Source organism: Polaromonas sp. P1_F2, assembly GCF_056405735.1.
The window spans coordinates 338512-347864 of the sequence record NZ_JBFUBN010000001.1 but is presented as its reverse complement, the minus strand read 5'-3'; the positions used below and the strand labels follow the sequence as shown (position 1 = coordinate 347864).

Annotated in this window: 17 protein-coding genes; 5 read left to right on the top strand and 12 right to left on the bottom strand. The window is 62.3% G+C overall.

Features of this window, described 5'->3' with window-relative positions:
• Positions 1-12: 12 nt before the first annotated feature.
• The 4 genes from AC1D0O_RS01725 to AC1D0O_RS01710 all read right to left on the bottom strand — a co-directional run bounded on the left by AC1D0O_RS01725 (position 13) and on the right by AC1D0O_RS01710 (position 1318).
• Positions 13-357: a hypothetical protein gene (locus AC1D0O_RS01725; protein WP_477651827.1), complete on the bottom strand. Its 345-nt coding sequence runs from the start codon at positions 355-357 to the stop codon at positions 13-15.
• Entirely contained in the window at positions 357-575 is a 219-nt protein-coding gene (locus AC1D0O_RS01720) for a major capsid protein (RefSeq protein WP_477651826.1), read from the bottom strand. The genes AC1D0O_RS01725 and AC1D0O_RS01720 overlap by 1 nt, the downstream gene beginning before the upstream one ends.
• A 90-nt stretch (positions 576-665) precedes the next feature.
• Positions 666-959: a hypothetical protein gene (locus AC1D0O_RS01715; RefSeq protein ID WP_477651825.1), complete on the bottom strand. Its 294-nt coding sequence runs from the start codon at positions 957-959 to the stop codon at positions 666-668.
• Positions 960-961: 2 nt separating this feature from the next.
• Positions 962-1318, bottom strand: a complete 357-nt coding sequence (locus tag AC1D0O_RS01710; RefSeq protein ID WP_477651824.1) for a hypothetical protein — start codon at positions 1316-1318, stop codon at positions 962-964.
• Between the two features lie 102 nt (positions 1319-1420).
• On the opposite strand from AC1D0O_RS01710, the gene AC1D0O_RS01705 reads away from it, so the two are divergent.
• A complete protein-coding gene (locus AC1D0O_RS01705) occupies positions 1421-1813 on the top strand; it encodes a hypothetical protein (protein WP_477651823.1) in 393 nt (130 codons plus the stop codon).
• Between the two features lie 50 nt (positions 1814-1863).
• On the top strand, positions 1864-2538 hold the full coding sequence (locus AC1D0O_RS01700; protein ID WP_477651822.1) for a hypothetical protein: 675 nt from the start codon (positions 1864-1866) through the stop codon (positions 2536-2538).
• A gap of 36 nt (positions 2539-2574) precedes the next feature.
• Here AC1D0O_RS01700 and AC1D0O_RS01695 read toward each other — a convergent pair whose 3' ends face one another.
• Positions 2575-3192: a LysE family translocator gene (locus tag AC1D0O_RS01695; RefSeq protein WP_477651821.1), complete on the bottom strand. Its 618-nt coding sequence runs from the start codon at positions 3190-3192 to the stop codon at positions 2575-2577.
• Between the two features lie 95 nt (positions 3193-3287).
• On the opposite strand from AC1D0O_RS01695, the gene pdxR reads away from it, so the two are divergent.
• Positions 3288-4751 (top strand): MocR-like pyridoxine biosynthesis transcription factor PdxR, encoded by a 1464-nt coding sequence (gene pdxR, locus AC1D0O_RS01690; protein ID WP_477651820.1) that lies wholly within the window; start codon positions 3288-3290, stop codon positions 4749-4751.
• Here pdxR and AC1D0O_RS01685 read toward each other — a convergent pair.
• On the bottom strand, positions 4748-5149 hold the full coding sequence (locus AC1D0O_RS01685; RefSeq protein WP_477651819.1) for a GFA family protein: 402 nt from the start codon (positions 5147-5149) through the stop codon (positions 4748-4750). The two genes, pdxR and AC1D0O_RS01685, sit on opposite strands and share 4 nt — an antisense overlap.
• A 206-nt stretch (positions 5150-5355) precedes the next feature.
• On the bottom strand, positions 5356-5544 hold the full coding sequence (locus AC1D0O_RS01680) for a hypothetical protein (protein WP_477651818.1): 189 nt from the start codon (positions 5542-5544) through the stop codon (positions 5356-5358).
• Between the two features lie 223 nt (positions 5545-5767).
• Here AC1D0O_RS01680 and AC1D0O_RS01675 point away from each other — a divergent pair, with 223 nt between their 5' ends.
• Entirely contained in the window at positions 5768-6022 is a 255-nt protein-coding gene (locus AC1D0O_RS01675; protein WP_477651817.1) for a hypothetical protein, read from the top strand.
• A 14-nt stretch (positions 6023-6036) separates the two neighbouring features.
• On the opposite strand, the gene AC1D0O_RS01670 is transcribed toward AC1D0O_RS01675, so the two are convergent.
• The 5 genes from AC1D0O_RS01670 to AC1D0O_RS01650 form a co-directional block, all read right to left on the bottom strand.
• Entirely contained in the window at positions 6037-6243 is a 207-nt protein-coding gene (locus tag AC1D0O_RS01670; protein WP_477651816.1) for a DUF3606 domain-containing protein, read from the bottom strand.
• A 130-nt stretch (positions 6244-6373) separates the two neighbouring features.
• Positions 6374-6778: a DUF1801 domain-containing protein gene (locus AC1D0O_RS01665; protein WP_477651815.1), complete on the bottom strand. Its 405-nt coding sequence runs from the start codon at positions 6776-6778 to the stop codon at positions 6374-6376.
• A 31-nt stretch (positions 6779-6809) separates the two neighbouring features.
• Positions 6810-7259: a DUF1801 domain-containing protein gene (locus AC1D0O_RS01660; RefSeq protein WP_477651814.1), complete on the bottom strand. Its 450-nt coding sequence runs from the start codon at positions 7257-7259 to the stop codon at positions 6810-6812.
• 21 nt (positions 7260-7280) lie between these two features.
• Positions 7281-7715 (bottom strand): SRPBCC family protein, encoded by a 435-nt coding sequence (locus AC1D0O_RS01655; RefSeq protein ID WP_477651813.1) that lies wholly within the window; start codon positions 7713-7715, stop codon positions 7281-7283.
• On the bottom strand, positions 7712-8041 hold the full coding sequence (locus AC1D0O_RS01650) for an ArsR/SmtB family transcription factor (RefSeq protein ID WP_477651812.1): 330 nt from the start codon (positions 8039-8041) through the stop codon (positions 7712-7714). Before AC1D0O_RS01650 ends, AC1D0O_RS01655 begins: the two co-directional genes overlap by 4 nt.
• A 560-nt stretch (positions 8042-8601) precedes the next feature.
• Between AC1D0O_RS01650 and cysC the strand changes: the two genes are divergently transcribed.
• Positions 8602-9309: an adenylyl-sulfate kinase gene (gene cysC / locus AC1D0O_RS01645; protein ID WP_477651811.1), complete on the top strand. Its 708-nt coding sequence runs from the start codon at positions 8602-8604 to the stop codon at positions 9307-9309.
• Positions 9310-9353: the final 44 nt, after the last annotated feature.

Genomic DNA, 9353 nt, shown 5'->3' with positions numbered 1-9353 from the left:
CTAAATCGATTGTCATGATGGGAGGTTGTCATGTTTGAACATGCCGATCAGAGTTTTGACGCCGAGGAAGGCGATGAGCAACAGCGTGTACTGCCCGATGAGCGGCGAGTAGGTGTCAAGCCAGGTAGGCCTATCGCACGGCAGCGGGACCACAGGCACCAGCTGGACCGTGACAGCGCCCGTGGGCGAGATTTTTTGATAGGAGAGGTCACCGCCGATGGCAGTGAGGTTAGAAACGCCGCTGCAGGTCATGACGGTGCCGTCAGCGAGGACGGACGAGACAACGCTGCAGCGGGCGTTCAGGGCTTCGCCTACGCTGAGGTAGCAGACCCCCTCGGAATTGAAGCCCGCAGCCATCAGCGTTTCTTCAACATGCCGATGAGCATGTAGACGCCGAACAGGGCGGCGAACAGGATCAGCAGCGACCCGCCGACCGACATACCGTCAGCCTTGGCAGTGTCGATGCCGGCCTTGGCCGAGGTGACCAGTTCGCTGTCCACGGCGTGCGCCAGGCCCACGCTCAGGGACAGAATGAAGCCGGTAATGGCGGCCCACAGAGTTTTGACTTTCAACATACGTTTTCTCCTAAGTGCTGGCCGGACGACGTCCGAACTACAGCCCAAAGCGCTCGACGTTTCCCAACGCTGGAGCGCTTCAGAATGCAGTTACTGTTGCCGCTCCGGTATCCACGGGTAGCCGCGCTTTTTGTCGTTGGCCGCGACCAGGGCGGCGTTCTGTTTCGATGCTTCGATTTCCAGTGCTGCAGCACGCTTACGCATGGCGGTAGCCATGGCCAGAAGCACGGCGGTTGAAGGCGGCTTGATGCGCCGCATGACGGCCTCAGCGACGCCGTGGAGCACGTCGGTAATCCACTGGGCACAGACCCAGCCGAGGGCGCCGCTCAGGAACGCGATCAACACGCATGTCCTGACGAGTTCAAGGGCCAGTTCGGGACCCATGCTCAGGCGGCCGCTGCAGCAGCACGAGGAGCAGCCACGGGAGCAGGTGCGGATTTCGCCTGAAAGGAGGGCGGAACCGGGGTGAGGTCGGTCAGTTCGGCCACGATGCGGCCTTGGTTTTCACCGTACTGGGCGGCGATGAGGCCAAAGGAAGCGGTGAACATGCCCTGCTTTGCCTTTTCTTCCAGGCGCTTGGGGATGACCAGGACGCCAACCGCGCCGGGGGTGCCGTCCGCGTTGCGCAGGACGCAATGGGCCTCGTTGATGCTGTAGTCGTTGCCAGTTTTCTTGGCCTTGCCGGACTTGTTCGTGATCAGGAGGATTTCGAGGATCGACGCGATTTGGGGAGCCTGAGACATGGGGACCTTTCTTGCGGCACGGTGACCGCTGGGTTAAAGTTGATGTATCAAATCTGCTATTAAGCAAACTCGATACATCGAACTTTAGCGAAGGTGATACACATGTCAATCGACCCGACCCTGATTGCGCTCATCGCGAAGGCATCCCAAGCCGTGGGTAGCGACGCCAAACTTGCCCGCTCAATGGGCATTGCTCAGCAAAATATCAGCCTCTGGAAGTCCGGCGAACGGACGTGCACGCCAGAAGATCGAGCGCGGCTAGCGGGGTTCGCGAAAGAAGACGCGCTACAAGAATTAGTGCGCGCCACATTGGAGAAAACCGCTGGGACGCTGCGCGGGGAGCAACTCAGACAGGTCCTGGGAAAGTGGTTGCATCAGACTGGCGAGGCGTCCGTTGGCGTATTGCTCAGTCTGGCCAGCATGACCTATGGGGCCTTGAGCCTGAGGGACGCGGCGACTAGCGCCTTAGATATTCTACGATGTATATTATGTTAAGTCATATTTAAACCCATGCGACGTACAACCCAAGCCCCTGAAAGGTCCGCATGAATCGCCCCTTACTTTGGCCGACACAGATGGCCGCGTCTTCTGGCAGGACGGCGAGCCTGATCGCTGTTTGCGCGGTGCTTGTTGCCGGTTGCGCCTCTGATCGCCCCGAGCCCGTCAACACGCGCTGCGGTGATATCCAGCTAAGCCAGAACGACCGTCTCGTGGAGTCGAACGGCGCGTCGGTCACCATCCGCCGCATGCCCTTTACCGTGGGCTATGCCGGAAAGGCACGGGGCGTGTTCAGGCTGCACGCGGCCTCGCCGCATTCCCCGACAAACGTCTTGCGCAATGCGCCCGAGGATCTCTGGCTGGTGGATTCCAGGCCGCTGGCGCGTGAGCCCGGCGATCTGCGCCTCGCCGGACATATCCTGGAACACACACGCTCGTCCAGCTACGATGCGGGCCCTGACGTGAACATGCCTCGGCAGTTCCGGCGCCCGGTAGGCCAGCCTTCGGATTCACGCCCCCTTGGCCGTCTGGACTACAACGAAACGACGGTTGGCGACGACCCCGGCAAGCGATGGATGCGGGTGGCCAAGGTGCACGGGCAAGCCCTTCCCGGCTCGAAATGGCCTGTGTTGCACCTGACTTCGCTGGTCGGCGCGCCTGCGCCGGCTTCCTCCTCCCCGGAAGTGGTGAACTGGTCGTCCTGCACCGTGTTCTTCGAGTGAGCGGACCCCGCTACCCTGGCCCGTACGCCAGATCGTTCACAACATCAGCTTGATCCCAAACGCAGCCATCAGCGCCGCGCAAGCGCGGTCTATCGGCCGGCGCAGCGTCATATAGCCCTCGATCACGCGCGGTGTCGAGAACAGGCAAGCGGCCAAGCCGTACCACAGCAGCGCATCAAAGAGCACCAGCGCGACCGCCGCGGCGCGTAGCGGCCAGCCGGCATCGGGCGGCACCAGCAGCACGAAGATGCTGCCGAAGTACGCCAGCGATTTCGGGTTCAGCAGGCCGGTGGCCACACCGCGCAGCAGCGCCTTGTGCGCTGGCTGTGCCTCCCGCCCCGAAACGGTCACCGTGGGTTTGGGCCCTGCGTGCGAGCGCCACAAGCGGACGGCAATGTACAAAAGATAGGCCGCGCCGGCGATCCGGATCGCCGTCTGCAGCGATGGCACCAGCTCGAAAACCGCCGTCAGGCCCGTGACCGCGACCAGCGCCCACATCGCGCCGGCGCTGGCCAGGCCGACTGCTATCAGCAAAGCGCCGCGCCGGTCACGTTCGGCGGCCGCATGCACGACCAGCAGGATGTTCGGGCCGGGACTGACGATGGCCAGGCTGTCGATCACGAACAGCGAGAGCAGGACGAGTGCGGTATCCATTAATGCATCACCTTCCTTGTTAGGGCCGAGGATGGCATCGAATATGGTACCGTCTAAGAGCCACAATTTTGAAATTTAGAGGATCCATAACACGCATGGAATTCAACATCGAGATGCCGGCGGCCGGGTCCCGGGACCGCTTCGCCGCCCTGCACCGCCAGATCCGGGCCGCGATCATCGACGGCCGCCTGGCTGCGGGCCTGCGCCTGCCCACCACACGCGAACTCTCAGCCAGGCTGGGCGTGTCGCGCAACACCGTGGTGGCCGCGTATGAACAGCTGGTGAGCGAAGGTTATCTGCTGTCCCGCCAGCGCGCGGGCACCTTTGTCGCAACCGCAGTGCCGGCGCGCGGACCCAGCGTGCAGCCATCCGACTCACCTGCCCTGGCCTGGGCCGAGCTGCCCGACGCCTGGCGGCAGGTGATACCGTGGTCCACCGAGGCCATGTCCGCCGGGCCGCGTTTCGACTTCCGGGTCGGCCTGCCGGACCACTCGCAGCTGCCCTGGGACACCTGGCGCCGCCTTTGCGCCCGTGCCCAGCACGACTTCGCGCGTGCGCCCCGGGCTTACACCGATCCTGCCGGCGACCTCACGTTGCGCGAAGCGATAGCCGCCCATGTGTCGATGTCGCGCGCGGTGGCCTGCAGCGCCGAAGACGTGTTCATCACCTCGGGCGCACAGCATGCCTTTGCCCTGCTGGCCGACGTGCTGGTTGCGCCGCAAGCCACGGTGGTGGCCGTTGAGGACCCGGGCTATGCGCCCTTGCACGCGGCCATGGCGTTCCGCGGCGCGCAACTGCAGCGTGTCCCGCTGGACCATGAAGGCTTGCGCGTCGACCGCCTGCCGCCGCAGGCCAGGGTCATCTGCGTCACGCCCTCGCACCAGTTCCCGGTCGGCACCGCGATGTCCCTGGCTCGCCGCTCGCAACTGCTGGAACACGCGCGGCAACACCAGGCCATCGTGATCGAGGACGACTACGACGGCGAATTCCGCTTCGGTGGCCGTCCGCTCGATGCCCTCCATTCGCTCGACGACCAGGGCCTGGTGTTTTATGTCGGCACTTTTTCGAAGGTGATGTTCCCTGCCCTGCGCGTCGGCTTCGTGGTGGCGCCGCCCTGGGCGCGGGAGCGCCTCGCCGCGGCGCTGCACGCCACCCAAGGCGCGCCGCCCCTGCTGACCCAACTGGCACTGGCCGCCTTTATCCGCGAAGGGCATCTCGCACGGCATGTGCGGCGTATGCAGCGCGTCTATGCAGGGCGGCGCGACACCCTGCTACAGGCCATCGAACAGCATGCGGAAGGCCTCCTGATACCGCTGCCGTCGGCGGCCGGGCTGCACGTGAGCGCGATGCTCGCACCGCAGTTCGAAGCGTATGAGACGGCGCGCATGGCCACCGAGGCGGGGATAGCGGTTGAGGCGCTGGACCGCTCCGGCCAGCGGCGGCTGCGCTACAACGGCCTGACCTTCGGGCTGGGCCTGATCGGCGACGATGAGGTGGTCGCGGGGGTGCGGGCGCTGGTGACGCTATTGGGTAAGCCCGCCCTGCCCCAGGCGTCCTAATCCCCTTCCCGCCCTGGCAGGCCCGCAATGTTTTCCGTCCATCGCAGGGCCGAGCGGCACCATTTCTGCACCGTCGGGACCAGCGCTTCGCGTTCGGCGATGCAGCCCACCCTCAACCCGTAAATCCCCGGATCATCGGCCGCGTAGGTGTAGAGCGGTGACCCGCATCGAGGGCAGAAGGCCTGGGCCCGCCTGGCGCCGTTGTCCCCAGTTTTGATATAGATCCGTGGCTCGCCCGCGATGAGGTGAAACGAACCTTCCCTTGCGGGCACCGAAACCCGGTAAGCGGAACCCGTGAGCTTCTGGCAATCCGTGCAATGGCAGATCGCTGTCTGTTCCGGATCCACCTCGGCGTCGTAGCGAATGTTTCCGCAATGGCAACTTCCGTGAACCTGCATGGCTGCTCCGGCTATCAGCCAAAAAAAAGCCCGGATGGTCCGGGCCGGAAATTTCTCATTCCAAATGAGAGTGCGATCGGATCAAATCGCCAGCCCAATATAGCCAGCGCACGGGCCGCCGCCTGTAGGAAAAAGCCGCATCCGCTTCTTCGGACCGGCAATCGATGACGAGGGTGGCCAGCCGGCTTTGATAAATTTTTTGACCCCTAACCTCGGCCCCACAGCTGCCCCAGCAGTTGCGCGATGGCAAATGCCGCGAGCCCCGCCAGGCGTACCGCCGCGAGAGCGCACACACCCAACGCCAGGGCCAGAAGCAGTTCAGCGGTGCTGGATGCTTCTTGCTGCTCCTCGGGCGCGGGGACCTCGATGACAGGGGGTTGGAATAAAGTATTCATGCCGCATCATTCGCAAAACAAAGTAGTTCGTTTTGTCGGCTAAAACCGTTTTACAGGCTCAGCTGGAACCTACAAAAAAGTCCTCCAAATGGAGGAGCCCTTGCCCATAGACGGAAAAACTTTCTCACAACTTCGTGCTTGCAATCCTCTTGACCTTCTCCAGAAAATCCTCATTCCATCGGTGTTTTCTTTTAACTGTTTCTTGACTGCCCAGGAGGGGCGTATGGCTGATTCCAGAGTCATGGAAACGCTGCGCGCCGCTGTGAGAGTTGAGCAGCATGAAGAGCTCGAACGCACACGGCGCTACCAGGTGTTTATGCAAAAGATGGCTGCCTTCCAGAAGGGAGCAGGGTCCGCGCCTTCGCCCGAGGAATTCCAGCAATGGTGCGAGGACGTGGAGCACCGCCTCGCGCTGCGCCGGCTTGAGGCCGGCATCCCCGAGTGGTCACCGGACGCCCGGGACGACTCCCGGTACTGACGGACTGAAGGCTCTCAGTCCTCGATCGCCGCCGGGGTTTTCCGGCCGCGACCAAAGTAGCGGCGGACCTCTTCGGGCTCGCTGCCCACGGCATAGACGGCCGCCCGCAGTTCAAGCTCCGTGCATTGCAGCTCGGCGCACCAGCGGCGCACGGCAAGCGGATCCAGCAGGCTGATGCGCTTGCCTGCGGTGGCTATTGGAGGATCTTGCGAAGCCGTCACATTTCTCCCTTCGGGGGGACATTGAGGGGTACCGGGCCTGCTTCTGACCCGGATGCATCCTGTGGGCGACTTTGCTACCTTTTGGCCTACACCGCATCCTCCAATTAGAGGAGGCGGCTCCCGCTATGCGCTATCCCTTGTTCAGCGCCGCGGCGGCGCGTATGAGCGCCTTCAGGGCCTTTTCATCGATCTTGTCACCCTCATGGATGTCGATGGCGCGGCGGGTATTGCCTTCGAGGCTCGAATTGAACAGGCCTGATGGATCCTCAAGCTTGGCGCCCTTGGCGAAGGTCATTTTCACGGCGCTCTTGTAGGTCTCGCCGGTGCAGATGATGCCGCCGTGCGACCACACCGGAACGCCGCGCCATTTGATTTCCTCGACCACCTCGGGCACGGCCTGCTGGATGATCTTGCGGATGCGCGCCAGCGTCTCGCCGCGCCAGTCGTCGAGGGCCTTGATCTTCGCGTCTATCTGCGCGGAGGCGGAGCCGCCTTCCCTGTCTTGCGCCGCATCGCTCGCCGTTGCTTTCTTCATGATGATGTTGCCTTTCTCATGGTTGTGCCGTTCACATTTTTTCGCCGGGCAACTCGCTGGCCTGCTGGATCCAGGCGGCCAGCCGGGCCTCGTCGAACTGCCCGTCCTCCTGGATGTGGAGGTAGCGCGTGTCCTGGCTTTTGGATTCGACGGGTGGCACGGGACGCAGCGACAGGCCGCGAAAGAAGGCTACCTTGACGTAGTGCGTGAAGCAATGAAAGCTCAGGAACCAGCCCTGCCCTTCGACGCCGTAGAACGGCGAGTTCCACTTGACGGCCTTGCGCACGCCGGGGACGGTGCGCGTGATCAGCGCGTCGAGGCGTCGCCCGACATCGCTTTTCCAGCCCGGCATGGCCGCGATATAGGCCTGCACGGGAGCGTCGCCCTCGCCTTTCGCGATCTGCGGGTTGCCGCCTGAGAGCAGGACCGGTTTCGCGGACTTCGCCGGCGCGCCGGCTGCTTTTTTGGCCATGGCATTCATTTCAGGACCTCGGATGAAAGCTCACACTGGGCGTGCCAGGACCTGCTCCAGCTGGGCAAAGAACTGCTGCCAGCCGTGTTTGGCGCCCTGGAAGGCCTGTTGCTGGTCGGTCCGGAAGCCGGCTTGTTCCATGCGCAAACGGGTGCCCGTGCCTGTGGGGGTCAGCGTCCAGGTGACCACACTCTCGAGGCCATAGGCCGCCCAGGTGTAGGACAGCGTTTTTTCCGGTTCGACGGTTTGCACCTGGCAGTCGACAGCGCCCCAGTCGGCGCTGAGCTTGAAGCCGTGGCCGACCACGGGCTGGAAGTCGTTTTTCATGAGCCACTCGGCGATCAGCTGCGGCTGCGTGAGCGCGCGCCAGATCTTTTGCGGCGGGTAAGGGATTTCGCGCTCGACAACGACGGAGCGGGTTTCAGTGGAAGCCTGGCTTTGGATTGGGGTTTGGGTTGCGCTCATTGGTCCATCCTTTTCAATAATGATTCAAGGTCATCAAAACGGTCATGCCAGAACGCGCCGTAGACGCTCATCCAGTCGCGCAGCGGCGCAAGCGCCAGCGGTTCGGCGCTGTAGTGCGTCTCGCGCCCATCGCGCCTGTCGTTCACCAGCCGCGCCTGTTTCAGGACACGCAGGTGTTTGGATACGGCCGGCTGCGACACACCCGCGCGATCCGTCAAGGCGCGCACGGTCTGCGTACCGTCACGGGCCAGGCGTTCAAAGATCGCCCGTCGTGTCGGATCGGCAAGCGCCTTGAAAACTTCGTCCGCGATGGTGGCTGTTGGCATGCCGAAAGCATAACCCGATGGTTATTGGTCTGTCAACCCCGGCAAAGGGCCGGCAGGGAAACCGGCTTATTTGGCAAGCTGGATTTCCGTGACTACGATGGCTCCGCGGTGATTGAAGGCCCCGCCAGCGGTCAGCCTCCAATGATGAGCAGTCCGGTTCAAGGGGATACGCCAGGCCGAAAACGCAAAGGTAATATTGCCTAACAACTTTCACGTAGACGAAGGTAGTACTGTCTTCATGAAGCTCTCGGCCGTGCATTGTGGTGCGGATTGGCCGGTGCACTCATTGAGCCGCGAAAGCCGGCCTTCCGCAGTGCTCGCCGGTATGTGTCGCTCGCGTATTGCCCGAGTCGTGCTTGCTGTCGGTGGTGCGCACGAAGCGCCTGCGAGCTTTGGATACCCAGGTTGTGCAGCCTTCAGCGCGATTCAACCTTCCACATAGACGAAGGTAGTATTGACTAATCACTATCGCAGAGTATCTTCGTTTTGCTTTTGTGATTTTTCGCGTTGCTGTCCGATATTGACATGCCCATATTGCGCTTGCGCAACATCCAGATTGGATGAGCGCATTCAAACGAGGAACTCCCAGCATGGGAACGTCTATGCATACGAAGGACTCCGCGACTGACGTTGCTGCAGTAGCCGTACAGCCTTCAGAACAGGGCTGCAGCCTGCCCGGCACAAATATTTTCTACCACTCCGGCACGGTCACCGAGCAATGCAGGCAAGCCTTGCTCGGGCACGCGCCGGCCACGATCTGGTTGACCGGATTGAGCGGCGCGGGAAAGTCCACGCTCGCATACGCATTGGAAAAAATGCTGCTGGATCTTGCCCATCCTTGCTTCGTTCTGGACGGCGACAACCTCCGGCATGGACTGAGTAAAAACTTGGGATTTTCCGCGCCGGACCGACGTGAGAACATTCGACGCACGGCCGAAGTCGCGCACATGATGAATGAAGCCGGATTGATCGTGATCACCGCCTTGATTTCGCCGTTCCGGGACGACCGGAAAATGGCTCAAGCCATCATCGGCGATGCGCGATTCATTGAAGTCCATGTCAGTACGCTGGCAACCGTCTGCGAACAGCGCGACCCAAAAGGACTGTATGTGCGGGCGCGCGCCGGACAGCTTGCGGAATTTACCGGCATCTCGTCTCCCTACGAAACACCGCTAATACCTGATCTGGTGCTCGACACCGACGCACTGCCCTTGAAAGATTCGACCCAGACCTTGCTCGACCTTGTTTCGGAGCGCTGCTTCACATGAGCCAGCAACACAGAGCGGTCCTCATGATCGGTTGGCCGAGAATT

Coding starts and splice junctions, on each gene's coding strand:
- AC1D0O_RS01685 (WP_477651819.1), bottom strand. CDS start 5,149: ATGCAGGTTCACGGAAGTTGCCATTGCGGAAACATTCGCTACGACGCC.
- AC1D0O_RS01680 (WP_477651818.1), bottom strand. CDS start 5,544: ATGAATACTTTATTCCAACCCCCTGTCATCGAGGTCCCCGCGCCCGAG.
- AC1D0O_RS01705 (WP_477651823.1), top strand. CDS start 1,421: ATGTCAATCGACCCGACCCTGATTGCGCTCATCGCGAAGGCATCCCAA.
- AC1D0O_RS01650 (WP_477651812.1), bottom strand. CDS start 8,041: ATGCCAACAGCCACCATCGCGGACGAAGTTTTCAAGGCGCTTGCCGAT.
- pdxR (WP_477651820.1), top strand. CDS start 3,288: ATGGAATTCAACATCGAGATGCCGGCGGCCGGGTCCCGGGACCGCTTC.
- AC1D0O_RS01655 (WP_477651813.1), bottom strand. CDS start 7,715: ATGAGCGCAACCCAAACCCCAATCCAAAGCCAGGCTTCCACTGAAACC.
- AC1D0O_RS01710 (WP_477651824.1), bottom strand. CDS start 1,318: ATGTCTCAGGCTCCCCAAATCGCGTCGATCCTCGAAATCCTCCTGATC.
- AC1D0O_RS01715 (WP_477651825.1), bottom strand. CDS start 959: ATGGGTCCCGAACTGGCCCTTGAACTCGTCAGGACATGCGTGTTGATC.
- AC1D0O_RS01725 (WP_477651827.1), bottom strand. CDS start 357: ATGGCTGCGGGCTTCAATTCCGAGGGGGTCTGCTACCTCAGCGTAGGC.
- AC1D0O_RS01675 (WP_477651817.1), top strand. CDS start 5,768: ATGGCTGATTCCAGAGTCATGGAAACGCTGCGCGCCGCTGTGAGAGTT.
- cysC (WP_477651811.1), top strand. CDS start 8,602: ATGAGCGCATTCAAACGAGGAACTCCCAGCATGGGAACGTCTATGCAT.
- AC1D0O_RS01665 (WP_477651815.1), bottom strand. CDS start 6,778: ATGAAGAAAGCAACGGCGAGCGATGCGGCGCAAGACAGGGAAGGCGGC.
- AC1D0O_RS01660 (WP_477651814.1), bottom strand. CDS start 7,259: ATGAATGCCATGGCCAAAAAAGCAGCCGGCGCGCCGGCGAAGTCCGCG.
- AC1D0O_RS01720 (WP_477651826.1), bottom strand. CDS start 575: ATGTTGAAAGTCAAAACTCTGTGGGCCGCCATTACCGGCTTCATTCTG.
- AC1D0O_RS01700 (WP_477651822.1), top strand. CDS start 1,864: ATGAATCGCCCCTTACTTTGGCCGACACAGATGGCCGCGTCTTCTGGC.
- AC1D0O_RS01695 (WP_477651821.1), bottom strand. CDS start 3,192: ATGGATACCGCACTCGTCCTGCTCTCGCTGTTCGTGATCGACAGCCTG.